This is a genomic window from Mesorhizobium sp. 43Arga, assembly GCF_053714255.1.
In genome coordinates this window covers 256,054-281,679 of record NZ_JBSKBO010000004.1, presented here as the reverse complement: position 1 = coordinate 281,679, position 25,626 = coordinate 256,054, and the positions used below count along the sequence as shown (strand labels likewise).

Below are 25,626 nucleotides of genomic sequence, written 5' to 3'. Positions count from 1 at the left end.
CGGATGGCCATATTGGAAGCGGAAACTCAGAGCGCCTTGAAGCCCTGCATGCGCCAGCCGCCGGCGCTTGCAAGGCAGAGCTCGCCCTCGAACATGGCAACGCCGTCAAAGCTTTCGCGCGAGGCCTTGAAGCGGCGGCAGGTCTGGCCCCTGTCCTTCAATTCCGCCAGTTCGGTGATGGAGCCACGAGAGCCGGTGCCGGCATTGGCCCACGGCACGGCCTGGCCGCCAAGCTGCTCGATGTCGGCGGAGGACACCGCGTTGCCGATCGTCGTCTGGTCGGAGTCGCGATCCGAATCAGCAGGCGCCGATGGAACCTGCGTGCTGCTGGTCAGGATCGAGCGATCGACTTCGGCTTTTTCCAGGCTGAAGCCACCCGCGCCGCAGGCGGCAAGCGGCAAGGCGGCCGCCACGATCGCCGCTTTCGCGCTGGCCGAAGCGATAACGCCCCATTGCCTGCTGTCAAAAGCTTGCGCGATACGCGACAATCGGCAACCTCCCTGATTTCGTGACAATTTGAGAAAAACTATGAGTGACACAGAGTTAACAACCGGTGACTTTACCGAAGCGGCCGAGCCGTTTCGCCTTTTTGCCGCATGGCTGGACGACGCCACCAAGAGCGAAATCAACGATGCCAATGGCGTGGCGCTGGCGACCGTCGACCCAGAAGGCATGCCGGATGTGCGGATGGTGCTGCTGAAGGGGTTCGATGAAGGCGGCTTTGTCTTCTACACGAATTTCGAGAGCGCGAAGGGCCAGGAGATTCTTGGCAGCATGAAGGCGGCGATGTGTTTCCACTGGAAGTCGCTGCGCCGGCAGGTCCGCATTCGCGGCCCGGTGGAGATCGTCAGCGATGCCGAGGCCGACGCCTATTACGCGACGCGGCCACGCGGCAGCCGCATCGGCGCCTGGGCGTCGAAGCAGTCGCGGCCGCTGGAAAGCCGCTTCGCACTGGAGAAAGCTGTCGCCGAATACACGGCGCGCTACGCCATCGGCGAGATTCCGCGGCCGAAGCACTGGTCGGGTTTCCGCATCGTGCCGAACACGATCGAGTTTTGGCACGACCGTCCGTTCCGGCTGCATAACCGGGTGGTTTTTTCCCGCAACGCCAAAGGCGGCTGGGACAAGACGCGGCTTTATCCCTGAAAGGGCAAGGGCTCAGCTCTTCTTCCTGGTCATGAACGCGGTGAGCGCGGCGCGCGCCTCGTCCGACTTCAGCCGCTCGCGAAAATGCTGGCTTTCCTCGCCGATGCGGGCGACGAGGTCGTCGCGCGAGCCGCGCATGAGGTCGCGCGCAATCTTCAGCGCCTGCGGCGGCTTGGCGGCGATCTGGCCGGCGGCCGCAAGGACCGAGGCCTCCAGCGCGGCCTCCTCGACCACATCGTAGATCAGGCCGGCGGCCTTCGCGCGCTCGGCGGAAAAACCTTCGCCAAGGCCGAGCAGCGCGAAAGCGCCTTGCTGGCCCAGGATGCGGGGCGCCAGCAGACTGGAGCCGGCCTCGGGCACCAGGCCAAGATCGACGAAAGGCGTCCTGAAGACGGTGCGCGGCGTGGCGAAGGTCAGGTCGCAATGCAGGTTGATCGTCGTGCCGATGCCGACCGCGATGCCGTCGACGCCGGAGACGATGGGTTTTTCGACCCCAGCCAGCGCCATCAGGAAATCCCAGACTTCCGTGCCGCCGTCACCACCGGTGGCGACAACCATGAAATCGGCGAGGTCGTTGCCGGAGGAGAAGGCGCCGGGCACCCCGAGGAAGACATGGACGCGGATCGCCGGATCGGCGTCACCCTCGGCAAGCGCCGCCGACATCTTTGCATACATGGCGCGCGTCAGCGCGTTCTTCTTGTCCGGGCGGTTCATGCGGATGATCTGGATGGCGCCCTGGCGCTCGACGAGGATATGGTCTGTCACGGTCTTTTTCCCTGATGAGCGCTGTGAGAATTCAAGCTGATATCAGCGTCTTGCCGGCGGCAGCGAGGCTCTCCGCGCCGTCGATGACGCGTTCGTTCAAGGCGCGTGCCTCGCCGAGCAGGTTTTCGGCGAAGAAGCGGCACAGCGCGACGCGGCCCTGATCGGCGAGCGCACCGCGCGCCAGATAGGCGCCGCCGGCGGCAAGCGAGATCAGCTTGAGATACGGCGTCGCCCCTGCCAGCGCCTCTTCCATCCGGCCATCGGCCGACAGTTTCTGCAGGAAACGGGTCGCTTGCGTCAGGTCGCCAAGGGCAGCATCAACCGCATCGGCGGTGCGGCCGAAACCCTGCAGGTTCGAGGTCCGCACGGCATTGGCGACCGCGGCCAGTTCGCCGATGAAGCCATGCACATGTTCGCCGCCGTCGAGCGGCAGCTTGCGGGTGACCAGATCGATCGCCTGGATGCCGTTGGTGCCCTCGTAGATCGGCGCGATGCGCGCGTCGCGGTAGAAGGCCGCGGCACCCGTTTCCTCGATGAAGCCCATGCCGCCATGCACCTGCACGCCGAGCGAAGCGACCTCGACGCCGACATCGGTCGAAAACGCCTTGGCCAGCGGCGTGAGCAGGTTGGCGCGATCACGCCAATGCGCCGCCTGATCACCGTCCGAGACGCGCGCCATATCGATGGCGTGGGCGCAGGAATAGCTGATCGCCCGCGCCATTTGCGTCAGCGCCTTCATGGTCAGGAGATTGCGCTGCACGTCGGGGTGATGGACGATCGGCGCCATGCCGGCGCCGGCATAGTCCGCCGCCTTGCCCTGACGCCGCTCATTGGCATAGGCGATCGCTTTTTGGGTGGCGGCTTCCGCGACCGCGACACCCTGCATGCCGACGGCCAGGCGGGCATTGTTCATCATGGTGAACATGCAGGCGAGACCCTTGTTTTCCTCGCCGATCAGCCAGCCGATGGCGCCCGGCCCGGCGCCCTGGAAACCGTCGCCATAAATCATGGTGCAGGTCGGCGAAGCATGGATGCCGAGCTTGTGCTCGAGGCCGGAACAGAAGACGTCGTTGCGCGCGCCAAGTGAGCCATCGTCGTTGACGAAAAACTTCGGCACCAGGAACAACGAGATGCCGCGCGTGCCGGCGGGTGCATCCGGCAGCCGCGCCAGCACCAGATGGATGATGTTGTCGGTGAAATCGTGCTCGCCATAGGTGATGAAGATCTTCTGGCCGAAGATGCGGTAGGTGCCGTCGCCGGCGGGCTCGGCGCGGGAGCGCAAGGCGGCAAGATCGGAGCCTGCCTGCGGCTCGGTCAGGTTCATCGTGCCCATCCATTCGCCCGACACGAGCTTGGTGAGATACTTTGCCTTGAGCGCTTCGGAAGCGTGCTTGTCGAGCGCTTCGACCGCGCCCATGGTCAGCGTCGGGCCGATGCCGAAGGCCATGGCGGCCGAGTTCCACATTTCGAGCGCCGCGACGCCCAGCATGGTCGGCAGCGCCTGGCCGCCATAGTCTTCGGGCCCCGACAGCGCGTTCCAGCCGCCATCGATCCAGCGGCGATAAAGCTCCTTCCAGCCGGGCGGCATGGTGACGGCGGCATCCCTGAGCACCGCACCGTGTTGGTCGCCGATCGTGTAGAGCGGTGCCACCTCCTCGGTGGCGAAACGGCCGGCCTCGCCAAGGACGGCGTCGACGAGATCCTCGCCGAGATCGCCGAACTTACCGGCATCAAGGGCGGATTTCATGCCGGCAACATGCTTCAGTGTGAATGCGATATCCTCGACCGGTGCCCGATACATGCCGCTCGATCCTCCTGACGCATCGGCCTCGCCGACCCTAGAGCCGGTGCCGCCGCAAAACCATCCGCCCTTTGGGCGGTCTCCCTGTTTCTTTTTACGTAAACGTCAAACTTTGTCACGCGGATTTTGCAATCGCGCCGGCCTGTATTAAATTCGATGGACGCCGCATCGAGCCGACCCGGCGACCGACCAGAACCAGCCGACCGGAACCAGCCCATGCTCGCCAGACCCGACGCCTACCGCTGCATCGAATGCGGCTTGCCCTACCGTGCAACGGGGTTCTGGCATCATGGCGGCCAGTTGGGACATGGCGCCGCCTACTGGTCGGATCGCGGCCTATTGTGCTCGCCCCAATGTTCGCTCACCCATCACCGCAAGCGTGCCGCCGAAGGCACACTACGGCAAGAGCCCGCGCCAGACCCGTTTGAATTTCAGCCATTCAGCCGGCGCTAGCTTCGCCGGGCTCCAGCGTCGAGAAGCATTCCTTAACCATAGCGGTTCACCATCGGTGTTTGAACAACGGGGACCCCCTGTTTGAAAACGCCGGCGCATCTTCTTCGCCGCTCAGCGATCGCTCTTGCGGCGATGATGGCGCTGATACCGGCAGCAAAGGCTTCGGATTTCTCCGAGCCGTGGAAGAGTACCGACCGCGCTTTGGTCGTCGACGCCTACGAGTACAACTCCATCGACTGGGCGCAACTGGCCACCGACAAGCGCATCGCCGCCTTTATCAACAAGGCCTCCGACGGCATGCCGCCGCCCTATTTCTGTTTCGGCAGCGACACCGACGTCAAGCTTTGCAAGGCGTTGTGGAAACGCCATGCGGTGACGCGCGAACTGTTCCAGACGCGCCGCGTCGTGGCCAAGGCACTCGGCATGAAATGGGGCGCCTATCATCTCGCCCGCCCCGGCAACCCGGTCGAGCAGGCCAACAATTTCCTCGATTTCGCCGACCCGGCGCCGGACGATCTCATGGCGCTCGACATAGAGGGCATCGATCCCTCGCAATGGATGTCGCTCGACGATGCCGAGGAGTTCGTGCGCCAAGTGCATCGGCGCATCGGCCGTTTTCCGGTGCTCTACAGCAACGGCAAGACCGCGCAGTATATCGCCGACAACCGCTACAAATACCGGCTGCTGTCGCGGCTGCCACTTTGGTACGCGCGCTACAAGCCTGACATCGATGTGCATTTCCCGATGGGCAACTGGCAGGGCTACGCGCTCTGGCAATTCTCGGCTCAGGCCAATTGCGGCCGCTTCCGCTGCCCCTACAGGGTGGCCGGCACGCCCAATAATATCGACGTCAACGTCGTGCCGACGGACGCCGCCACGCTGCGCCAGCAATGGCCCTTTGGCGGGCTGATCGACGTGCCATCCGACTACCTTGCCAGCGTGCCGGTACCGCTCTCGCGCGAAGCAGCACTCGCCGGCAAGACCACCCTCATCTATGCGGATGTGGCAACGCCGCCGACCTTCGAGGAAATGGTCGCAGTGCTCGGTTCGCGCTGGTCCAAATTCCGCGACGGCTTCCGCATGCCCGTGGTGAAGACGGTGCCGCGACGGCCAGGCTTCGGCATCATCCAATATGTCGCCTGGAAGCGGGCCGGGCAACGTTCGCCCGAGCAGCTCGATGCCGCCTTTGCCGCGGCCGACCCGGTCAGCACCGGTTCGACCGAAATCGATCGCGGCCGGCCGTAAGCCGCCGCTCCGAAATCTCAGCTCGCCCGCTCGCGCGCCACAGCCTGCCAGCCGATGTCGCGGCGGCAGAATCCGTCTGGCCATTCGATCCGGTCGAGCGCGGCATAGGCTCGGCTTTGCGCCTCGCCAACCGTGGCGCCGGTGGCCGTGACATTGAGGACGCGGCCGCCATTGGCGACCAGCGCGCCGCCATTGATGGCGGTGCCGGCGTGGAAGATCTGGACGCCTTCGCCCGCCGCGTCCTCGACGCCGCGGATGACCGAGCCTTTTTCCGGTGTGCCGGGATAGCCCCGCGCCGCCATCACCACGGTGAGCGCCGCCTCGTCGCGCCAGCGTATGGAGGTGTGGGCCAGTTGACCGTCGACAGCGGCATTGAGCAGCACCAGCAGGTCGTCCTTAAGCCGCATCATCAGCACCTGGCATTCCGGGTCGCCGAAGCGGGTGTTGTATTCGATCAGCTTCGGCCCCTTGTTCGTGATCATCAGCCCGGCGAAGAGAATACCGGCGAAGGGCGCGCCAAGCTCGGCCATGCCGCGCATCGTCGGCTCGATGATCTCGCGCATGGTGCGCTCGACCATCTCAGGCGTCATCACCGGGGCCGGTGAATAGGCGCCCATGCCGCCGGTGTTGGGGCCGGTGTCGCCATCGCCGACACGCTTGTGGTCCTGCGCCGTGCCGAAGGGCAGCGCGGTCGTACCGTCGCAGAGGCAGAAGAAGCTCGCCTCCTCGCCAGTCATGAATTCCTCGACCACCACCTCCGCTCCGGCAGCGCCGAAGGATCCTTCAAAGCAGGCATCGAGGGCCGCCCGCGCCTCGTCCAGGGTCATGGCGACGGTGACACCCTTGCCGGCGGCGAGCCCATCGGCCTTGATGACGATCGGCGCGCCCGTTTTTTCGACATAGTCTTTGGCCGAAGCCAGATCGTTGAAACGGCCATAGGCGGCGGTAGGGATGTCGTATCGGGCGCAGAGGTCCTTGGTGAAACCCTTCGAACCCTCCAGCCGCGCGGCGGCCTTCGACGGCCCGAAGACGCGGATGCTTTCGGCGCGTAGGTCATCCGCAATGCCGGCGACCAGCGGCCCCTCCGGACCGACGACCACGAGGTCGATTTTCCTCTCACGGCAGAAGGCGGCTACGGTGGTGTGATCGGTGATATCCAGCTTCACCAGTTCAGCCTCAGCACCGATGCCCGGATTACCGGGGGCCGCGTAAAGCTTGGTCAGCAGCGGCGAAGCGGCGATCTTCCAGGCAAGCGCATGTTCGCGGCCGCCGGAGCCTAGAAGAAGAACGTTCATGGCCACCTCTTGATGCCGAAATTCTACTCTGGCGGCCATCTGATGGTGTTTTCTGCGCTTCCGTTGCTCACGGACCAGATGTCCGCTGCGCTACGGTTCTCGCAACCACCACCATATGACTCGCCAGAGCGAATTTCGAAACAGTCTCTTGGAGCACCCGCTATTGCTCTCCGGGCGACGGGTCAAGGCATCAGGGTGTTTTGATCGAAATTGCGCACGGGAACGTTATCCCAGCCGAAAATCGGCATCGGCCATCGCCGCCGATTTTCTGGCCCGATTTAGGCGGGAAAGACCACCGGGAACCAGTCCTCGCGCAATTTCTGGCCGGGCTGCATGCCATGGCCGTGATAGGGCGGCGAGGTGCGGCCCGGCCGCTCGACATAATGGGCATCGTCGCCGACCCAGCGCAGCGATAGCGCCCGGCGCCGTGCCGCTGTCAAATTGCCGCGCGCGCCATGCGCTGTGCGGAAGTCGAACAGGATGGCGTCACCAGGCTCCATCTCCCATTCGAGCACCTTCATCGACAGGTCCTTGTCGGGATCCGGCATCGGCAGATAGTCGCCCTCGCCGGCATAAAAATTGCTGTCGTCGAGCCAGCGCACGGGCAGGATCATCTTGTCCCATTTGTGCGAGCCGGCGATCAGGCGCAGCGTTGCCTCCTTCACCGGGTCGATGGGGATCCAGAAGCTGACCGTCTGCCGGCCATCGACGAAGTAATAGGGGATGTCCTGATGCCAGGGCGTCGGCTTCTGCGTGCCGGGCTCCTTGACCAGAACGTGATCGTGGAAGAACTGCGCGGTGCGCGACTGCATCACCGCCGCCGCCAGTTCGGCGGCCGGCGATTTCCGTACCACCTCGACGAATTCGGGAATGCGCTCCCAGTTGCAGTAATCGTCGAAGAAACTGCCTCGACCATTGGCGATGTCGGACGCGGTGGCGCTGCGGTTCTGCATGTTGCGCTCGATGCCGGCGGCAATCGTATCGACCCAACCCTTGAAGGCGCCGCGGATGCAGACCGCGCCGTCACGCTGGTAGTCGGCAATCGTCTCCGCATCGATCAGGTTGGCGTCGATGGCGCGGGCTGCAGTCTGGGGAGCCATGGTTGTCCTCCTTTCAGGATCGAGACGACTATCGCAATCCGCATTCATTCAGTAAAATAATAACTTCTCATCTGACACATAGAACAACCCTATGAGCCTAACCTTCACGCAGTTGCGTTATCTGGTTGCTGTCGCCCGCCATACCAGCGTCACCGGTGCGGCCAGGGCACTGAACATTTCCCAGCCCTCGATTTCGGTGGCGATCGACGCGGTCGAAAGGGATTTCGGCCAGAAACTGTTCGTGCGCCAGCGCGGCAGCGGCGTTTCGCTGACCTCCTTCGGCCGTGTCGTCGTGGCCAAGGCAAAACAGGTTCTTGCCGAGACGGACGAACTGATGAGCCTGGGTTCGGGCAATTCAGCCGTCGGCGGCGAGCTGGTGCTTGGATGTTTCGAGGATCTGGCGCCCTATTTCGCGCCGGGTCTGATCCGCGCCTTTTCCGAACGCCATCAAGACGTCGCGGTGATTGTTCGCGACGAGACGTTCGAAACGCTTGGGCGGCGTCTGGCGAACGCCGCCATCGATCTCGGCCTCAGCTATGATCTCGGCCTGCCCACCCACTTCGCCCGCATCCTGCTGCATGAGCTGCGGCCGCATGCGTTGCTGCCGGCAGGCCATGCACTGGCGGACCACGCCGAGGTCAGCCTGGCGGATCTGGCCGCCTATCCGCTGATCACGACGGACCAGCCGCACAGCTGGCAGCACCTGCTCGACCTGTTCCGCGGCCGTGGTCTGTCGCCGGTGGCCGACAGGGCGACAAGCTCCTTCGAACTTCAGCGCAGCATGGTGGCGAACGGTTTCGGCGTCGCCGTAAGCTACACCCGCCCGCAAGGGGATCGCAGCTATGACGGCCTGCCCCTGATTTGCAAGCCGCTGTCGGATCCGCTGCCGATGCAGCGCATCATCCTCACCTATGACACGCATCAGCGCGTGTCGAATGCGGCACTCGCATTCGTCGAGACGGCGAAAGCCTGGTTTTCCACGCGCGACATCTTCGCCTCGTGACGGGCTGACGGCCGCTGCTCATCCGCTTGCCGCTTGACGGTTTCCGCGGCTGCTGCCACTCCATGGACATGGAACCTATCCAGTCGAAAGCGGCCCAGGGCCGTGTTGCCGATGCGCCGAACGGCCATTGGGTCTATCGGGTACTGCCGCGCTCGGTTTGGCCCTATGCACAGCTTGCACGATGGGACAGGCCGATCGGCTGGCAATTGCTTTTGTGGCCGTGCTGGTGGTCGGCGGCGCTCGCGGCAAGCGCCTATCCGCGCCCCGGCGACCCGCTGCTGTCACTGCTGCCGGCACCATTGTATCTCGTGCTGTTCCTGGTCGGCGCCATCGCCATGCGCGGCGCCGGCTGCACCTATAACGACATCGTCGACGAAGGCATTGACAACCAGGTCGAGCGCACCCGCTCGCGGCCGCTGCCGTCAGGCCAGACCACGCGCCGGCGGGCCTGGCTGTTTCTCGTGCTGCAGGCCCTGGTCGGCCTTGTCGTGCTCCTGCAATTCAACAGCTTCGCCATTCTGCTCGGCATCTGCTCGCTGGTGATCGTCGCCATCTATCCATTCATGAAGCGGATAACCAACTGGCCGCAACTGTTTCTCGGCCTTGCCTTTTCCTGGGGCGCGCTGATGGGATGGGCGGTCGAGTTCGGCGATCTCGATGGCCCCGCCATCATGCTCTATATTGGCTCGATCCTGTGGGTGATCGGCTACGACACGATCTATGCGCACCAGGACAAGGAAGACGACGCCATTGTCGGCGTGCGCTCGACGGCGCGGCTATTCGGCGACAACACCAAGGCGTGGCTGGCCGGGCTTTACGGCGGCACGCTGATCTGCTTCGCCATCGCCTTCGCCTCGGCGCAGGCGCCGGTGGTGGCGCTCGCCGGATTGATCGCCGCCGGCGCCCATATGGCGCGGCAGATCGCGGTTCTGGATATCCACGATCCGGATCAATGTTTGCGGCTGTTCCGGTCGAACAACCAGGTCGGCTGGCTGATCTTCCTCGGCCTGATCGGCGGCGCATTGTGGGTGGCGCTGAAGCCGCTGGTGTAGCGGCTTTTCCACGCCCCGGCCCTTCGCAGGCTCCCAGCCCTTCGGGCGTTCGCTCCCCTTAAAAGGTCCACTGGACCTTTTTATTCCGCCCGAAGGCGGACCGGGTTCTCACCGTTCGAAGCTCGAAATGATTTCCTGGCCGTCGATGACCAGCCTGAGACCGAGGTTGCCGGCCCTGCGGCGGGCGAGGAAGCGCGGGCGACGTGTGTTGGAAACGCGGCCCTTGCGGCGATCCTGCGGCGGCAGCGTCTTGATGGCGGCGCCGAGTGATTCTTCCAGGGTGCGGGCGACACCGTCCGATTCGATCAACAGCATCGGCAGGCGGTAGGCATCGGCCCACGCGCGCCAGTCGGCTGCGACATCGTCGAGGTCATCGGCCACCAGCAGCGGCACCGACAGCATCGGATCATTGTGCAGGAGTTCCAGGGTCACCGTGACATTGCCTTCCGGATCCTCCATCGCGCGGGCGGCGACGCCGCGGAACGCATTGGCCGGCAGGGCGATGATCGCCGGCACGCCGCTCATCTCGAGCATGCGGCGGATCACGGCGCCACGGTGGTCGATAGTGAACGTCACGTCGCCATAGTCGTCGCGCGTGGCGTAGCTGACCATCTGGGGCAGTCGGAATGGGTCGAGGCGCATGTTGCGTCCCGCCCAGACTGGCTTCAGTCCGGTGTTCATAGAGTGCCTTCCTGTCTGTCTCCTGAGAGCCGGTGTCCGGTTCTCTCCGGGCCAGTTTTCCCGGCCTCGTTATGGGGAAACAGTAGCGCGGGCTCCTTACCGCCGCGCTTAAGAAAGTCGGTTAAATTTTGCTGATCTCAGGGATGGTTATCGGAATGCCACCGACCACAAGATGTTGAAAGGATCAGATAACCTTACCGGGATTCATGATGCCGGCCGGATCGAAGGCGGCTTTTATCAGGCGCATCAGATCGATGGCCATCGGCGGCGCCGTGGCGATCAGTTCGTCGCGCTTCAACTGGCCGATGCCATGCTCGGCCGAGATCGAACCATGGAAGGAGCGCACGACATCGTGCACGGCCTTGTTCATGGGATGGTAGAGGGCGAGAAACGCCTCATCGTCGCCATCGACGGGCCGCGAGATGTTGTAGTGAAGATTGCCATCGCCCATATGGCCGAAGCAGACCACGCGGGCGCCGGCACTGACCGACGCCACCGCGCCGGCGGCCTCTGCGATGAAGCGCGGGATCGATACGATCGGCACCGATATATCGTGCTTGATCGAGGCTCCCTCCGGCTTCTGGCATTCGGGCAGCGTCTCGCGGAAATTCCAGAAGGCGTCGCCCTGGGCAAGGCTTGCCGCGACCACCGCATCGCCAACGATGCCTTGCTCGAGACCATCCGCCAGCACCTCCTCGATCAGCGCCCGGCCATCGGCTTCCGAGCGGCCGGAAGAAACCTGCATCAAGACATACCAGGGCCAATCATCGGCCAGCGGCCGCACGACACCTTGACCATGCCTGAGCGTAAAATCGTAAGGTCTCTTGCCAATCAATTCGAAGGCCGTGAGCGAAGCGCCGGCGCGGTCCATCGCCAGGCTGAACAGCAACAGTGCCGATTCCGGCGACGACAGGCCGACGAATGCGACCTCACGCCCCTTCGGTTTCGGGAACAGCTTCAGCACGGCGGCGGTGATGATGCCGAGCGTGCCTTCGGCGCCGACGAACAGGTCCTTCAGATCGTAGCCAGTGTTGTCCTTCTTCAATTTGCGCAGATCGTCGAAGACCTCACCTGTCGGCAGCACCACTTCGACGCCGAGACAGAGTTCGCGTGCATTGCCATAGGCCAGCACGCCGGTGCCGCCGGCATTGGAAGAAAGATTGCCGCCGATCTGGCAGGAGCCTTGCGCGGCGAGCGACAGCGGGAACAGCCGGTCGGCGGCATCGGCGGCCTCCTGCAACGCCTGCAGGACGACGCCGGCCTCGACGGTTACCGTGTTGGACAGGACGTCGATCTCGCGGATGCGGTTCAGCCGCGACAGCGACAGGATGATCTCGCGGCCGGATTTGTCCGGCACCTGGGCGCCGACCAGCCCGGTGTTGCCGCTTTGCGGCACGATGGGCGTTCCCGTCTCGGTCGCCAGCCGCATGATGCGGCTGACCTCGTCAACGCTGCCCGGCCGCAGCACCAGCGACGTCGCGCCGTGCCAGAGCCCGCGCCGCTCGATGAGGTAAGGCGCGATGTCCTGCTCGTCGCGCAGCGCGTATTTGTCGCCGACGATCGCCGCGAAACGGTCGATGAGAGCTGGATCGAGTTTTTGCGAAATGTCGGTCATGCGGGAAAACTATGTTGCGGGCTGCAGATTGTCACGAGGGGCGGCGGCACGCGAGAGCCGGTCGTTGATGGCCTCGCCAAGACCATCAAAGGGAATCGTCTCCACCGCGATAGTGCGCGCGCCGCTGCGATCGAGTTCCTGCATATAGGCGAAAAGATTGCTTGCCGCTTCGCGCAGGTCACCGGACGCTGACAGGTTGAGAAAGGCCACTGCATGGCGCCAGCCTTCGGCTCGCTGATCACCGAAGGCAAGCAGCGCCTCGCCCTCGCCAACCGTTCCGGCATTGAGCCGCATGGCAGCACCTGGCGCATAATGCGAGGCGAGCATGCCTGGCGCCTCGACGCCTCCCCCTCCGCCGCGCAACAGCCCCATGCCGATGGCCGCCTCGATCTCCCCGGCGGCGATGCCGCCGGGCCGGAGCAGGCGCACTCCCGCCCCTTCGGCCTTGACGATGGTCGATTCCAGCCCGACCGGCGTCGCGCCTCCATCGACCACCAGCTTGATGCGCGCGCCGAGATCGGCGGCCACCGCCTGTGCCGTGGTCGCGCTGATCTTGCCGGACGAATTGGCGCTGGGCGCGGCAAGCGGCCGGCCGAGCTTTGCGATGAGGTCGCCGCCAAAGCCCCTCGGCATGCGCAAGGCGATCGTGTCGAGCCCGGCCGTGACCAACGGATGGATGCCGTTGCCAGGCCGCTGCGGCAGCACCAGCGTCAGCGGACCCGGCCAGAACGCCTGCGCGAGTTTCTTCGACAGCGGATCGAACACGGCGATGCGCTCGGCCATCGCCATGTCGGCGACATGGGCGATCAGCGGATTGAAGCGCGGCCGACCCTTGGCTTCGAAGATGCGCGCCACCCCGATGCCGTTGGTGGCGTCGCCGGCAAGCCCGTAGACGGTTTCCGTCGGGATGGCGACGACATCGCCGCCCTCAAGCAACGCCAGCGCCCGCTCCAACGCCTCGCCGACGGCAAGTATCTCAGCCACTCTCGTCACCTCGCAGATGCCGGCTGCGTAGTACGATGGCGGCTGTTGGGCAAGAGAGGGTCTTGGCGATTTATCAATCCCTAAAATGCTATGTTTGTGCGAAAGCCGGCATCAATTCCGGCCTGCTATTGAGCAGCTTCTGGGCAAGGGGAGCTATATCAGTGTCTGTGCGCGTATTGCTGGGAATAACTCTGGCCACACTGGCCGGTGGAGCTCAGGCCTCGTCGCTGGTCTTTCCCGACGCGCCTACCGCGACGCCCTCTATCCTGACCCTGAAGGCCGCCGATATCAAGGCAAGCGATGTGGTTTCCGTCGTCGCGCTGGGCGAGCCCGACGTCACCTATGAGAAGGTGGCGGCGATCCCCAACGCGCCCGAGGCACGGCACGGCTTCATGCCAAGCCCGATGATCATCCGCGGCGGCATCCTCGGCGGCGATTTCTCGACACCGGCGCAAGCCAAGGCACCTGTCGCGACCACCAGCGCTGCTCCCGCTCCGGCCCAGGCGACCGCGTCGGCGGCTCCGGCGTCGGGCACGCAGAAGAAGCCGGCCGCACCGGCAGCCGCATCCAAGCCCGTTCCCGGGGTCGGCAAGGTCAAGTAGGGGCCACGAATTGCTGGACTGGCCAGCTCGTTGACAGCTTGACGGCGCCCTGCGCACCATTGCCGCGCGAGGTCGTGCCGGCATATCTTGCCGCTCGAAGCCGCCGCCTGAATTAGGTCGAGCGATTCAGGAAAAGGCGGCTCTGGCAGCCGGGTTTTGTTTCAAAGGGGGTTGATCATGAGACTATCCAAGACCGTTACCGTGGCCGGGCTTCTGCTGGCATCGCTGCTGGGCGCCAGTGCAGCGCAAGCCGATGACATGCTGGGATCCTATGTCGCGCGCATTTCCGATCGCGATCATCAGGCGAGCGACGGTTATGCGCTGGACAGCGCCGCGCAGATGGTGCGGCAGGACCGCGCCAACTGGCACAAATTCCATCGCCGCGACAGTGACGATGAGGGTGATGCCTGGTTCAGGACCAACGACCAGCGCGCCGATCTGCAGCGCATGCTGGAGCGTCCCGGCGCAATGAGTTCGTCGACCAAGCGCGCCATCGTCAATGGCGAACCGCTGATCCAGGTCGACGTCTACGAGGACAGCGTGCGCGTCAGCATCCTGTCGAACTGACAAGCACCCGGGAACAAAAAAGGGCGGCGCCGATGCGCCGCCCCTTCTTCTCGACAGAGCCGGATTGAAGTCTCAGGCCGCTTCTTCCTTATCGTCGTCGTCCTCTTCGGACTCGCCGTCTTCGGATTCTTCTTCGTCTTCGGTGTCATCGCCTTCCGCCTTCACGGCGTCTTCTTCGTCCTCGTCTTCGTCGTCATCGCCCGAGAGCGTGGCGACTTCAGCGCCGTCTTCGTCAGACACTTCGCCGTCTTCGTCGTCACCTTCTTCTTCCTCGCCATCCTCGTCGTCAGCGTGATCGTCAGCGTCGACCGTGGCAGCAGCGGCATGATCGAGGGCGGTTTGGGAAGCGGATTCAAGCGCCTCGGCGGCCGAGGTTTCTTCAGACACTTCGATGTCGTGATCGGAATTCATGGAAGCCTCCGTTGGGTTGGGGAACATGTCCCTTTTGCCACGGAGAGATTATCGTCATATGACTGTAAGCCGGCTCGAACGGCCGGCTCGCGGATATTTTTCTCAGGCGGTCAACCACCGATTTTCGCGAAGTCCGCAACCTGACCAGTGGCCGCACGGATGCGAGCGAGCAGCGCCAGACGATTGGCGCGTACGGCCAGGTCTTCATCATTCACGAGAACACCTTCAAAGAATGAATCAACGGGTTCGCGCAACGCGCTAAGCGCCAGCATGGCAGCGGAAAAGTCTTCGTTTTGAATCGCTTCGCCGGCTTGCTTCTCGGCCTGATTCACCGCCGCAAACAGCAATTTCTCGGCATTCTCCTTGAACAGAGCCGGCTCAACGGTCTGGGCGACCGCCGTTTTCTTCTTCTCCTCGGCGGCCAGGATGTTGGCCGCGCGCTTGGTGCCGGCGAGCAGGTTCTTGCCGTCCTCGTTGTCGAGGAAGGAGCCGAGTGCCTCGACGCGGCGGACGATCTGCAGGAGATCGTCGGACTGCGGCGTGATGACGGCGTCGATGAGATCGTGGCGTGCGCCCTGGTCGCGGAGGTAGACCTTGAGGCGGTCGTGGAAGAAGGCGAGCAGGTCTCGTATCTGGTCCGCACCACTGCCCGCGTAACGCGCGCCGGCGCTCGCGAAGATGGAAGACAGCCGCAATTGAATTCGGTCTTCAACCAGGATTCTCACCACGCCCAACGCGGCACGGCGCAGAGCATACGGATCCTTCGACCCCGTCGGCTTTTCATCGATCGCCCAGAAGCCGACCAGCGTGTCGAGCTTGTCGGCAAGCGCGACGGCGACCGACACCGGATCGCTCGGCACATAGTCGGACGGGCCTTGCGGCTTGTAGTGTTCCTCTATGGCCGCGGCCACGGACGGGTGCTCGCCCTGGAGCAAAGCGTATTTGCGACCCATGGCGCCCTGCAATTCTGGGAACTCGCCGACGACTTCCGTGGTGAGATCGGCCTTGGCGAGAACCGCCGCGCGAGCGGCGGGCGCCGGGGCAGCACCGACAGTCGGCGCCAGTTCCTCGGCGAGCCGCCTGATCCGCTCCACCCGTTCGCCTTGCGTGCCGAGCTTGGCATGGAAGGTGACGCCGAGATGGTCGAGGCGAGCCATGCGCTGGTCGAGCGGCTTCTTCAGATCGAGCCCGAACTTTTTCGCCGATGCTTCGAGCTGGCCGAGGTCAGGCAGATCGCCCTGGTCGGTCGTCCAGAAATAGAGCGCGTCGGAGAGGCGGGCGCGCACCACCTTGCCGTTGCCGTGCGCGATCTCCTTGCCGCTGTCCCTGGCCTCGATGTTGGCGGTGAGGATGAAGCGGTCGGACAGCGCCTCGCCTTCACCTTGCGGTCGGGTGACAAAGCACTTCTGGTTGGCGCGGATGGTCAGCCGGATCACCTCGGCCGGAATGGCGAGGAAATCGTGCTCGAACTCGCCCATCAGCACGACAGGCCATTCGACGAGACCGGATACTTCCTCCAACAGCCCTTCATCCTCGACCAGGTCGAGCCCATTGGCGAAGGCAAGGTTGCGGGCGTCGGCAAGGATAATCTCCTTGCGCCGGTCGGCGTCGAGCACGACCTTTGCCGCTTCCAGCTTGCTCACATAATCGTCGAAGCGGCGCACGGTGATCTCGCCCGGCGCCAGGAAGCGGTGACCGTAGGTGATGTTGCCGGAGCGGATTCCGTCGATCTCGAAATCGACCACGACAGGCTCCTCGGTTTCCGGGCCGAAGGTACAAAGGATCGATTGCAGCGGCCGCACCCAGCGCAGCGACCCTGGCTTGGCCGAGGCCGGTCCCCAGCGCATCGATTTCGGCCAGGGGAAATTGCGGATAATGCCTGGCACCAATTCGGCGATGATCTCTTCGGCCACCCTCCCCGGCTTCGAAATGTGGGCGACATAGAAGTCGCCCTTCTTCGGATCGGAATGGACATGCGCCTCGGCGACCGAGGACAGCCCTGCCTTGCGCAGGAACCCCTGGACAGCCTGCTCAGGCGCCGTCGTCGACGGCCCCTTGATCTCTTCACGAATGTCCTTCGAGCGCGCCGTCAGGCCCCTGATGTCGAGCGTCAGGCGCCGCGGCGTCCAGTATTCGCGCGCCGCCTCATAGGTCAGCCCCGCCTCGACCAGACCGTCCGTCAGCAGCTTCCGCAGATCACCGGCCGCCTTGCGCTGCATGCGGGCGGGGATTTCCTCGGAGCGAAGTTCTAGAAGCAGGTCAGGCATGTTAGCTCCTCACCCTCCCCTTGATGGGGAGGGTCGGCGCATTAGCGCCGGGGTGGGGTGGCGGCGTCTCGGTCTCAAGCGCCTTCGGCGTCTCGCGGGCCATGGTGGGATTTTCGTTCTTCCACCGCCGCATAAATCGTATCGAGCACGGAATCCAGTTCGTTTTTGATTTCATGGTTCCAGAAGCGGATGACGCGATAACCCGGGCTTTCAAACCATTTTGTTCGACGCTCGTCATGGCGCTGCTGGTCATCGAAGCTGTGATGGGCACCGTCCACCTCGATGATCAACTTCAGCCGATGTGAGATGAAATCGGGGACATAGCAACTCGGCTGGCCGCTGTCACCCTTTCCAGAAATTTTGGCTGCCCTGTCGGGACGCGGCACCCCAGTCCGTCCTTGGATCAAAGATTTCCATGAACCGAACGCAGCGCTGAAGCGACCCACGCTCAGGCAGGAAACTATTGGCTGAACGACTATGAAAACGGCATCCAGACTTCTGCAGATCCTCGCGCTCAGCGCCTGCTTCACCGCGCAGGTCCATGGCGCCTTCTCGATGCCAGGTGTGAGGCAGGCGTTAAGGACGATCGACGGTGCCATCGGTCAGAACATGCCGCCGATTAGCGCTTCCGCCGCCCCATCGAAAGCAACCTGCTAGGCCGCCAAACCACCCGCCTGCGTCTTCAAAAACGCCTCGCCGCAGGCCTTCGCCAGATTGCGCACCCGCAGGATGTAGCTCTGCCGCTCGGTGACCGAGATCACGCCGCGCGCATCGAGCAGGTTGAAGACGTGGCTTGCCTTGATGCACTGGTCGTAGGCCGGGAAGACCATCTTGTGCATCGGCAGATTGTCGTTCGACGCCGGCGCTCCGGCCTCGAGCAGCGCCTTGCATTCGGCCTCGGCGTCTTCGAAATGCCTGAGCAGCATCGCCGTGTTGGCGTATTCGAAATTGTGGCGCGAATATTCCTGCTCGGCCTGCAGGAAGACGTCGCCATAGGTCACCTTGTCCGCGCCCTCGCGACCGTTGAAGTTGAGGTCATAGACATTGTCGACGCCCTGCACATACATGGCCAGCCGCTCCAGCCCGTAGGTCAGTTCGCCCGCCACCGGCGCGCATTCGATGCCGCAGACCTGCTGGAAATAGGTGAACTGCGAGACTTCCATGCCGTCGCACCAGCATTCCCAGCCAAGTCCCCAGGCGCCCAGCGTCGGGCTTTCCCAGTCGTCCTCGACAAAGCGGATGTCGTGCAGTAACGGATCGACGCCGATCGCCGCCAGCGAACCGAGATAGAGTTCCTGCAGGTTCGGCGGGTTCGGCTTCAGGATCACCTGGTACTGGTAGTAGTGCTGCAGCCGGTTCGGGTTCTCGCCATAGCGGCCATCCTTGGGGCGGCGCGAGGGCTGGACATAGGCTGCGTTCCAGCGCCGGGGACCGAGCGCGCGCAGCGTCGTTGCCGGATGAAACGTGCCGGCGCCGACCTCCATGTCGTAGGGCTGCAGGATGACGCAACCATAGGCCGCCCAGTAATTGTGCAAGGTCAAGATCAGCCCCTGGAACGAGCGGCTGGGGTGCATGTGGGCAGGGATTTCAATCGTCACGGGTGGCCTCGACATCAAAGGCTAGAGCCTGTCCTCGAGCACGATCTTTTCCGAAAACCGGTACCCACTTTTCGGGATCATGCTCTTGCCGGCCCGTCCTAGAGACACGGCGGCGAAGCGTCAAGCAAGGGGCGCGCCGGATGCGAGCCGCCATGAGTGCCTCACCCTGTTGAAGACTTTGCCGGAGACTGGCTCATTGCCGGCCTCGGGAACCTGGGGTTTGTTTCGTCCCCTACAGCCCACATCAACGACGACAGGTCCAGCCATGCCCAGTTCCATCATCGTCCGCCCGGTCACGCGGCAGGATTTCGGCCGGTGGCTGCCGCTGTGGGACGGCTACAACGCATTTTATGGCCGCTCCGGCGAGACGGCGCTGGCGAGTGAGATCACGGCGATGACATGGTCGCGTTTCTTCGATGCCTATGAACCGGTCCATGCGCTGGTGGCCGAAAGTGAGGGACAGCTCCTCGGCCTCGTGCACTATCTCTTTCACCGCAGCACGACGGCGATCGCCCCGAACTGTTATCTGCAGGATCTTTTCACCACGCAGGCTTCGCGTGGCAAAGGCATCGGCCGGGCGCTGATCGAAGGCGTCTATGAACGCGCCCAGGCCGCCGGCTTGGGCCGGGTGTACTGGCTGACGCACGAAACCAACCAAACCGCGATGAAGCTCTACGACAAGGTCGGCGAACGCTCGGGGTTCGTCGTCTACCGGAAGCTGTTTTGAGGGCCGCGCGCCTCCAAACGAAAACGGGGCTCCCAAGAAGCCCCGTTCCCATTCAAATAGCCGATCTCAGCCCTTCGGAGTGGGCACCGGCTCCGGCTTGACCTTGGGGGTCTCCTGCGCCGTGTTGGATTCGATCGGCGGCAGGCCCTTCATCAGCTTCTGCTGCAAGGTGGCCAGCACATCGGGATCAGGCTTCAGGTCGCGCGCCTGATTCCACTGGAAGGTGGCTTCCAGCTTGCGGCCGACACGCCAGTAGGCGTCACCGAGATGGTCGTTGAGAACCGGGTCCTCCGGCTTCAGCGACACGGCACGTTCCATCTCGCGTACCGCGTCATCGAAGCGGCCGAGGCGGAAATAGGCCCAACCCAGGGAGTCCACGATGTAACCGTCGCTCGGCCTGAGGTCGACGGCCTTCTGGATCATCGCCAGGCCTTCCTTCAGGTTGGTGTTCATGTCGACCCAGGAATAGCCGAGATAGTTCAGCACCTGCGGCTGGTCCGGCTGCAGTTCCAGCGCCTTGCGGAAATTCGGCTCGGCCTTCGGCCATTCCTTCAGCCGCTCATAGGCGATGCCGCGCTGATAGAAGATGTTCCAGTTGGCAGCGGTCGGCGTCTTCAGCGCCTCGACGGCTTTGTCGTATAGGTTGGCGGCCGAGCGGAAATCGTCCTTGGAGGAATAGACCCCGCCAAGCGCCAGATAGGCGCGCATGTCGTTGGGATGGGCGTCGACGAAAGCCTTCAGATGGGTGATCGCCTCGTCATGGCGGTCGAGATCGGCAAGGTTGAGGCCAAGCTGCAGGTCCGAAATCTCCTTCAGCGGCGAAGAATCGGGGATCCGCCGATAGAGGGCGATGGCGCCCTCGCCGTCCTTCAGCTGTTCGGCGACGGCGGCGAGTTGCACGAGACCCGCGTCGCTCTCAGGCCGCAGGGCGAGCGCATATTGCAGGTAAAGGCGAACGAACGGCTCGCCGCCGCCCCGGTTGAGCGCGGTGGCAAGGTCGAGCAGGATTTCGGAAGCACCGTCGGACGGACCGGAAACGAAGGGTGCGATCTTGTCGCCCTTGCTGATCCTGTCGCGCAAGGCGACGATTTCGAGCTTGCCCGGCGAAAATGCCTCGGCCTGGTCGAGAACCGACAGTGCCTTGGCCTTGTCGCCCTTGCGGGCCAGGAACGAGGCATAGGCCTGCGCGTTGCGCATCCAGGTCTCGGGAGCCGCACCGCCGGCGGCGGTATCCTGCATCGTCGCGGCGTAGATCGCCTCGGCCTTTTCGGGCATGTTGGAGGCGTCGGCGATCAGGGCGCGGTGGAAGGATTTGAACAGGCCGAACCAGTCCGGGCCCTGAAGCTTGTCGATCGAAGCCATTGCGTCGCCGGCTTGGCCAGCACCCTGTTCGGCCCAGCCGGACATGACGCCGGAGATCAGCCGGTCAAGGTCGGATTCCAGTGACAGCTTCAGCCAGTACTGTGCTTTGGCGAAATCCTTCTTGTGGAAAGAATCGACGGCCAGCGCTAGGCGCGAGAAGCGCTCGACATCGGGCACTTCCTTGAGCTTGTCGGCATAGACCAGGGATTCGTCGAAGCGGCCTTGCGCGATCAGCGACAGCATCAGGCTCTGCTGCAGGCCGGTGTCGCTCGGATCGAAGGCCAGGGCCTGCTTGTAGTAGGCGATGGCGCTGTCGAGGTCGTTGTCGCCTTCGGCGATCCGGGCTGCCAGATAGGCGCCCGAGAACGACGAGATCTTGACCGGTTCGGTGGATTGCTTGGCATAGGCCGGCAAAGCCGAAATTGCCATGCCCGTCACAATTGCCAGCCTTGTCAGCCAGCGCGCACGTCCTTGCTGCATCGTATCCCTTTCAGCCAGGCGCCATCTCCGCGTCAGCGGGATCGACGTAGACTCGATCTTTCCGGGCAAAGCATGGCCTTTTTGGGGTCGCTCTTCAATCCGCCTGAAATTCACAATCGGGTCAGCCGATTAACAAACCATGGCTGAAGGGGATTTTCGGCCGCGGAAAAGCCGGCGTCAAGTCAGTCTTGCACGATGGACCGCCGCACCTTCGTATCGCAAAAACCCTCGGCCGCAATCACGCCGCACAGTTCGTTCCATTCGCAGCCGTCGCAAGCCTTGCGCACGCCACCAACGGAGAACGCCTGTCGCATCCGGGCCAGGATTGCCGCATCGAGATCGAGGCGGGCGCCAGGTTGGATTGGCAGGGCCAGAAGATCCTCGACATCGTGTGCGGCAAGCAGGTCCCGTTCGACGACGCTCTCGTTGAGACAATGCGGCTCCAGCCCGTCGAGCAAAGGCGCGCAGACATCGTCAGGGCCGGAAACGAGGAGGATGTCCTCGCCCCGGCTCAGGCGCTCCGCGATCGCGTCATAATTGGCGGTGAAGGCGGGGCTGTATCCCTTGCCCACATAGGTGAGCAGGCAAAGGAGGTGGTGGGCGCGCAGCCTGATCGTCACGGATTGGCCGGCTTCGCCTTGCCGCCGCGAAGCGCCATCAGAGCCGCCGCACCAAGCGCCGACTTCAGCAAGCCGCCGACAATGAAGGGCAGGAAGCCGAAGGTGATGGCCTTCTCAGTGCCGATCATGACGGCAAGCCATGCCGTTCCAAGCACCAGGCAGGCAAGATTGCCGAGCAGCATGGCGGCGAAGGCAAGCACCACCCTGTTGCCGTTCCAGCCGCGTTCGGCCAGCCAGCCGACAAGGGCGCCGGTGATCGGGAACGCGAACAGATAGCCGCCGGTCGGCCCGACGAAATGCGCGACGCCGGCAGCGCCTCCAGCCAGCACCGGAAAGCCGGCAGCACCCTCGACCAGCCATGCCGCGATGGTGACCGCGCCAAGCCGCCAGCCATAGAGCGCGCCGATCAGCGTCACCGCGAAGGTCTGCATGGTCACGGGAACGGGGACCATCGGCACTTCGATGTAGGAAGACAGCGCCAGGAACAGCGTGCCGAGCACGACGGCTCCGACTTGCCAGGCCAGCGAGCGGTCTTGAAGCCGAAGCGGGCTGAAGGACGGCTTGCTGGAAGTGAATGCGATGTCTGTCATGAGGGTCCCTTCGGTCGATTTGAAATTATAGATAATTTTTGTTTTCGATCTATTATCGAATCCACATTTCTCGCGACATAGCAAGCCTTCCCACGACAGACACCGTCTGAACTGCGTCGCGACGCAGTTCAGATCACTGCTTTATGGATGTCGCCCCCATAATAGGGGGGCACTTCTGGGTGACAGGCATCAACCAACGATCGCGAAAGCCTCGCGCGTCGCGCCGGAGGCCGTCCGGACCGGCTTGCGGCCAATCCACTGGACATGCCGACCCAGCGTCGCCGCGGCCGATTCGGTGTTTCCTTGCCGCAGGGCGGTCAGGATCGCCCGATGGTCCTGGTCGGTGCGCGCCTCCCACTCCGACCGCCATGCCGCGAACAGGAAGCGGGCGCTGGCCGCATGCAGATCGTCGATGGTGGCGAGCAGGCGGGGCATGCCGCATGGCGCCAGGAGCAGCCGGTGGAAGGCGCGGTTGGCTTCCTCCCAGGACCGGACGTCGCGGGATTTGTCGCCGGCCTTGGTAGCTTCCTCGGCGAGATCGAGAATAGCTGACGTCAGATGCGGCGCAGCATGGCGCAGCGCCAACACTTCGAGGGCGGCCCGCATTTCGGCGACTTCCTTGACCTCGCCGAGATCAAAAGCCGCGACGCGCACGCCGCGGCGCGGCTCGCTGACGGCCAGGCCTTGCGCCTCCAAACGGCGGAAGGCCTCGCGCACCGGAACATGGCTGGTGTTGAATTCCTCGGCGACATGATCCTGCCGCAGCCGCGCCCCAGGCTCGATCGCGCCCGAGATGATGCGGTCCGCCAGCGCCTTGCTGATGCGCACCGCGATGGTGTCTTCCGTGCCCTTTGCCATGTTTTATAGATAATTTGCCGTGGGGCAGCTTGTCGAGACGGCGAGACCGTATTCGCCGACGTTCTCCCCAGCACAGAGCCAAGGGAAACTCCGGAGAAAACCGGCCTTTTCAGTTCACCCGGCTGATGCAGAAATCGATAACGTCGATCAGTGCCGATTTCTGCGGCGTTTCTTCCAGCGGCGCCAGCGCGTCGCGGGCGATCTCGCCGAAATGGCGGGCGCGGCCGATCGTGTCGGCGATGGCGCCGTGACGGGTCATCAGGCCGATCGCCTTTTCCAGGCCCGCATCGTCGACGACATTGTCCTCGATGGCGCGCTTCCAGAAGGTGCGCTCGGCCTTGGTGCCGCGCCGGTAGGCGAGGATGACCGGCAAGGTCACTTTGCCCTCGCGGAAATCGTCGCCGACGTTCTTGCCCAGATCCTTGCTGGTGCCGCCATAATCCAGCGCATCATCGATGAGCTGGAAGGCAAGCCCGAGATTCATGCCGTAGGAGCGTAGTGCGGCGCGATCATTGCGGGTCGCCTGGGCGATGACGGGGCCGACTTCGGCGGCAGCCGAAAACAGCGCGGCGGTCTTGGCCTTGATGACGGCGAAATGCTCGTCCTCGGTGGTTTCGAGGTTCTTGGCGGCGGCGAGCTGCATGACCTCGCCCTCGGCGATGATCGAGGCGGCGCTCGACAGGATGTCGAGCGCTTCGAGCGAGCCGACATCGACCATCATGCGGAAGGCCTGGCCGAGCAGGAAATCGCCAACCAGCACGCTCGCCTGGTTGCCCCAGATCATGCGGGCAGTTTTCTTACCGCGGCGCATGCCGCTTTCGTCGACGACGTCGTCGTGGAGAAGCGTCGCGGTGTGCATGAACTCGACCGAGGTGGCGAGCTTGACATGGCCCTCGCCGGCATAGCCGAACATCTGCGCGGCGGCGAGCGTCAGCATCGGCCTCAGTCGCTTGCCGCCTGACGAGATCAGGTGGTTGGCGACCTCCGGAATCATCTCGACGTCGGAGCCGGCCTTGGACAGGATCAATTCGTTGACGCGTCCCATATCGGCGGCCGTCAGATCGATCAGATCCTTGATGGAGGCGGGCTCCCGCTTCCCGTTTTCGATGTTGAGAACGACACCCACGACAACCACTCCCGTCTTGTTATAACGCGTGCGACGGCACCCTTAATCCCGATCCAGACTCTAGGGCGGCGGACACAGCCACGGCAAGTGGCGAATTGGCGCGGCGTCGGCGACAGCCTGTCAACAGGCATGGGAGGGAGTGAGGCTCTGCCACAGAATCCCCGCCCGTTTACATCAATGGCGCAAACTGCGAGTTTCATACGATGATAGAACTTGTCCGCACCAACGATGCCGTGATCATCTCCTTCGTCGAATCGCTGATGCGCGACGCCGGTATCGCCTGCTTTGTCGCCGATCAGAATATGAGCATTCTCGAAGGGTCGATCGGGCTTTTGCAGAAGCGCGTCATGGTCGATGCCGACCAGGCCGATGTCGCTCGTCGTATCCTCAGGGATGCCGGCATCGCCAACGAGATCCGCACAAAATAATGTCGGCCGCGCCAGCCGCCCTCGCCTCGGACACGCCGGCCCATACGGTCGATGCCTTCCATCGCGGCCGGTTCTGGCTGGTGCAGCCCAAGCATGGCGGCCATCGCGCCGGCATGGATGCCATGATGCTGGCGGCGTCGGTGCCGTCCGTCTTTGGCGGACGTCTCGCCGATTTCGGCGCCGGCGCCGGCGCTGCCGGCCTGGCGGTGCTGTCGCGCTGCCCGGCTGCCCAAGCAGTTCTGGTCGAACGCGCACCGGAAATGGCCGCCTTCGCATCGGCCACCCTTGCTCACCCCGGCAATGCCCATCTCAGCGATCGCGCATCCGTGCTCGTCGCCGACGTCACGGTTTCAGGCCAGGCCCGGGTAGCGGCAGGTCTGGCCGACAACGACTTCGACTACGTCATCATGAACCCGCCCTTCAACGCAGCCAGGGACCGCGCCACGCCGGACCGGCTGCGAAAGGAAGCCCATGTCATGAAGGACGGGCTGTTCGAAAGCTGGATCCGCAGTGCGGCGGCGGTGGTCAGGCCGCGCGGCGGGCTTGCCGTCATCGCGCGTCCCGAACAGCTGGGCGCCATTCTCGACGCGATGTCAGGCCGTTTCGGCGATGCCGAGATGCTCGCCGTGCACCCTCGCCCCGACGCAGCGGCGATCCGCATCATCGTGCGGGCAGCACTCGGCGCGCGCGGAAAGCTCGCCATCCGTCCACCTTTGATGCTTCACCCGCAATCGGGCAACGGCCCCGACGAGCGCAGCGAAATGATTGCCAACGGTCTCGCCTCGCTGTTTGGAGATTGAGCTATTCCTCGCCGCCACATTGCCGTTGGCCGGGAAATCCCTACATGCCT

At 63.9% G+C, this 25,626-nt stretch carries 27 protein-coding genes; 10 read left to right on the top strand and 17 right to left on the bottom strand.

Going from position 1 to position 25,626, the window contains the following annotated elements:
* Window positions 1–26: 26 nt before the first annotated feature.
* Window positions 27–488, bottom strand: a complete 462-nt coding sequence (locus ACWGS8_RS16975; RefSeq protein WP_454582010.1) for an RT0821/Lpp0805 family surface protein — start codon at window positions 486–488, stop codon at window positions 27–29.
* A 40-nt stretch (window positions 489–528) separates the two neighbouring features.
* Between ACWGS8_RS16975 and pdxH the strand changes: the two genes are divergently transcribed.
* Entirely contained in the window at window positions 529–1,146 is a 618-nt protein-coding gene (gene pdxH / locus ACWGS8_RS16970) for a pyridoxamine 5'-phosphate oxidase (protein WP_454582009.1), read from the top strand.
* A 12-nt stretch (window positions 1,147–1,158) separates the two neighbouring features.
* Here the strand turns inward: pdxH and ACWGS8_RS16965 are convergent, their stop codons facing one another.
* Both ACWGS8_RS16965 and ACWGS8_RS16960 read right to left on the bottom strand, forming a co-directional pair.
* Entirely contained in the window at window positions 1,159–1,911 is a 753-nt protein-coding gene (locus ACWGS8_RS16965) for a crotonase/enoyl-CoA hydratase family protein (protein ID WP_454582008.1), read from the bottom strand.
* 31 nt (window positions 1,912–1,942) lie between these two features.
* Window positions 1,943–3,712 carry an acyl-CoA dehydrogenase family protein gene (locus ACWGS8_RS16960; protein ID WP_454582007.1) on the bottom strand — a complete coding sequence of 590 codons (1,770 nt, stop codon included), beginning with the start codon at window positions 3,710–3,712 and terminating at the stop codon, window positions 1,943–1,945.
* Window positions 3,713–3,928: 216 nt separating this feature from the next.
* On the opposite strand from ACWGS8_RS16960, the gene ACWGS8_RS16955 reads away from it, so the two are divergent.
* Window positions 3,929–4,165 carry a hypothetical protein gene (locus tag ACWGS8_RS16955; protein WP_454582006.1) on the top strand — a complete coding sequence of 79 codons (237 nt, stop codon included), beginning with the start codon at window positions 3,929–3,931 and terminating at the stop codon, window positions 4,163–4,165.
* Between the two features lie 132 nt (window positions 4,166–4,297).
* The gene (locus tag ACWGS8_RS16950) at window positions 4,298–5,410 is read left to right on the top strand and encodes a glycoside hydrolase family 25 protein (RefSeq protein ID WP_454582207.1); all 1,113 of its coding nucleotides are present in this window, start codon (window positions 4,298–4,300) and stop codon (window positions 5,408–5,410) included.
* Between the two features lie 17 nt (window positions 5,411–5,427).
* Here the strand turns inward: ACWGS8_RS16950 and purD are convergent, their stop codons facing one another.
* A complete protein-coding gene (purD, locus tag ACWGS8_RS16945; RefSeq protein ID WP_454582005.1) occupies window positions 5,428–6,705 on the bottom strand; it encodes a phosphoribosylamine--glycine ligase in 1,278 nt (425 codons plus the stop codon).
* A gap of 278 nt (window positions 6,706–6,983) precedes the next feature.
* Window positions 6,984–7,805: a phytanoyl-CoA dioxygenase family protein gene (locus tag ACWGS8_RS16940; RefSeq protein ID WP_454582004.1), complete on the bottom strand. Its 822-nt coding sequence runs from the start codon at window positions 7,803–7,805 to the stop codon at window positions 6,984–6,986.
* A 91-nt stretch (window positions 7,806–7,896) separates the two neighbouring features.
* Between ACWGS8_RS16940 and ACWGS8_RS16935 the strand changes: the two genes are divergently transcribed.
* Both ACWGS8_RS16935 and ubiA read left to right on the top strand, forming a co-directional pair.
* A complete protein-coding gene (locus ACWGS8_RS16935; protein WP_454582003.1) occupies window positions 7,897–8,808 on the top strand; it encodes a LysR substrate-binding domain-containing protein in 912 nt (303 codons plus the stop codon).
* Window positions 8,809–8,876: 68 nt separating this feature from the next.
* Window positions 8,877–9,860 carry a 4-hydroxybenzoate octaprenyltransferase gene (ubiA, locus tag ACWGS8_RS16930; protein ID WP_454582206.1) on the top strand — a complete coding sequence of 328 codons (984 nt, stop codon included), beginning with the start codon at window positions 8,877–8,879 and terminating at the stop codon, window positions 9,858–9,860.
* Between the two features lie 108 nt (window positions 9,861–9,968).
* Here ubiA and ACWGS8_RS16925 read toward each other — a convergent pair whose 3' ends face one another.
* From ACWGS8_RS16925 to ACWGS8_RS16915, 3 genes are all read right to left on the bottom strand, one after another.
* Entirely contained in the window at window positions 9,969–10,541 is a 573-nt protein-coding gene (locus tag ACWGS8_RS16925; protein WP_454582002.1) for a DUF6101 family protein, read from the bottom strand.
* A 184-nt stretch (window positions 10,542–10,725) separates the two neighbouring features.
* Complete coding sequence (locus ACWGS8_RS16920; RefSeq protein ID WP_454582001.1) at window positions 10,726–12,156, bottom strand: FAD-binding oxidoreductase; 1,431 nt, start codon at window positions 12,154–12,156, stop codon at window positions 10,726–10,728.
* 9 nt (window positions 12,157–12,165) lie between these two features.
* Entirely contained in the window at window positions 12,166–13,140 is a 975-nt protein-coding gene (locus ACWGS8_RS16915) for an L-threonylcarbamoyladenylate synthase (protein WP_454582000.1), read from the bottom strand.
* 161 nt (window positions 13,141–13,301) lie between these two features.
* On the opposite strand from ACWGS8_RS16915, the gene ACWGS8_RS16910 reads away from it, so the two are divergent.
* Together ACWGS8_RS16910 and ACWGS8_RS16905 are read left to right on the top strand one after the other, a co-directional pair.
* Window positions 13,302–13,742: a hypothetical protein gene (locus tag ACWGS8_RS16910; RefSeq protein WP_454581999.1), complete on the top strand. Its 441-nt coding sequence runs from the start codon at window positions 13,302–13,304 to the stop codon at window positions 13,740–13,742.
* Window positions 13,743–13,919: 177 nt separating this feature from the next.
* Window positions 13,920–14,309, top strand: a complete 390-nt coding sequence (locus tag ACWGS8_RS16905) for a hypothetical protein (RefSeq protein ID WP_454581998.1) — start codon at window positions 13,920–13,922, stop codon at window positions 14,307–14,309.
* A 72-nt stretch (window positions 14,310–14,381) separates the two neighbouring features.
* Here the strand turns inward: ACWGS8_RS16905 and ACWGS8_RS16900 are convergent, their stop codons facing one another.
* From ACWGS8_RS16900 to ACWGS8_RS16885, 4 genes are all read right to left on the bottom strand, one after another.
* On the bottom strand, window positions 14,382–14,720 hold the full coding sequence (locus ACWGS8_RS16900; protein ID WP_454581997.1) for an ATPase: 339 nt from the start codon (window positions 14,718–14,720) through the stop codon (window positions 14,382–14,384).
* Window positions 14,721–14,830: 110 nt separating this feature from the next.
* Window positions 14,831–16,987: a glycine--tRNA ligase subunit beta gene (gene glyS / locus ACWGS8_RS16895; RefSeq protein WP_454581996.1), complete on the bottom strand. Its 2,157-nt coding sequence runs from the start codon at window positions 16,985–16,987 to the stop codon at window positions 14,831–14,833.
* A 74-nt stretch (window positions 16,988–17,061) separates the two neighbouring features.
* Window positions 17,062–17,586 carry an endonuclease domain-containing protein gene (locus ACWGS8_RS16890; RefSeq protein WP_454581995.1) on the bottom strand — a complete coding sequence of 175 codons (525 nt, stop codon included), beginning with the start codon at window positions 17,584–17,586 and terminating at the stop codon, window positions 17,062–17,064.
* 54 nt (window positions 17,587–17,640) lie between these two features.
* A complete protein-coding gene (locus tag ACWGS8_RS16885; protein ID WP_064989496.1) occupies window positions 17,641–18,585 on the bottom strand; it encodes a glycine--tRNA ligase subunit alpha in 945 nt (314 codons plus the stop codon).
* Between the two features lie 265 nt (window positions 18,586–18,850).
* Here ACWGS8_RS16885 and ACWGS8_RS16880 point away from each other — a divergent pair, with 265 nt between their 5' ends.
* Entirely contained in the window at window positions 18,851–19,312 is a 462-nt protein-coding gene (locus ACWGS8_RS16880) for an N-acetyltransferase family protein (protein WP_454581994.1), read from the top strand.
* Window positions 19,313–19,378: 66 nt separating this feature from the next.
* Here ACWGS8_RS16880 and ACWGS8_RS16875 read toward each other — a convergent pair whose 3' ends face one another.
* The 5 genes from ACWGS8_RS16875 to ACWGS8_RS16855 form a co-directional block, all read right to left on the bottom strand.
* Window positions 19,379–21,154: a tetratricopeptide repeat protein gene (locus ACWGS8_RS16875; RefSeq protein ID WP_454581993.1), complete on the bottom strand. Its 1,776-nt coding sequence runs from the start codon at window positions 21,152–21,154 to the stop codon at window positions 19,379–19,381.
* Window positions 21,155–21,336: 182 nt separating this feature from the next.
* On the bottom strand, window positions 21,337–21,774 hold the full coding sequence (locus ACWGS8_RS16870) for a DUF1284 domain-containing protein (RefSeq protein ID WP_454581992.1): 438 nt from the start codon (window positions 21,772–21,774) through the stop codon (window positions 21,337–21,339).
* A complete protein-coding gene (locus ACWGS8_RS16865) occupies window positions 21,771–22,364 on the bottom strand; it encodes a biotin transporter BioY (protein WP_454581991.1) in 594 nt (197 codons plus the stop codon). The genes ACWGS8_RS16870 and ACWGS8_RS16865 overlap by 4 nt, the downstream gene beginning before the upstream one ends.
* Window positions 22,365–22,553: 189 nt before the next feature.
* The gene (locus ACWGS8_RS16860; RefSeq protein ID WP_454581990.1) at window positions 22,554–23,222 is read right to left on the bottom strand and encodes a GntR family transcriptional regulator; all 669 of its coding nucleotides are present in this window, start codon (window positions 23,220–23,222) and stop codon (window positions 22,554–22,556) included.
* 109 nt (window positions 23,223–23,331) lie between these two features.
* The gene (locus ACWGS8_RS16855; RefSeq protein ID WP_019856937.1) at window positions 23,332–24,348 is read right to left on the bottom strand and encodes a polyprenyl synthetase family protein; all 1,017 of its coding nucleotides are present in this window, start codon (window positions 24,346–24,348) and stop codon (window positions 23,332–23,334) included.
* 203 nt (window positions 24,349–24,551) lie between these two features.
* Between ACWGS8_RS16855 and ACWGS8_RS16850 the strand changes: the two genes are divergently transcribed.
* Both ACWGS8_RS16850 and ACWGS8_RS16845 read left to right on the top strand, forming a co-directional pair.
* Window positions 24,552–24,776, top strand: a complete 225-nt coding sequence (locus tag ACWGS8_RS16850) for a putative signal transducing protein (protein ID WP_140888033.1) — start codon at window positions 24,552–24,554, stop codon at window positions 24,774–24,776.
* On the top strand, window positions 24,776–25,576 hold the full coding sequence (locus ACWGS8_RS16845; protein WP_454581989.1) for a tRNA1(Val) (adenine(37)-N6)-methyltransferase: 801 nt from the start codon (window positions 24,776–24,778) through the stop codon (window positions 25,574–25,576). Before ACWGS8_RS16850 ends, ACWGS8_RS16845 begins: the two co-directional genes overlap by 1 nt.
* Window positions 25,577–25,626 lie beyond the last annotated feature (50 nt).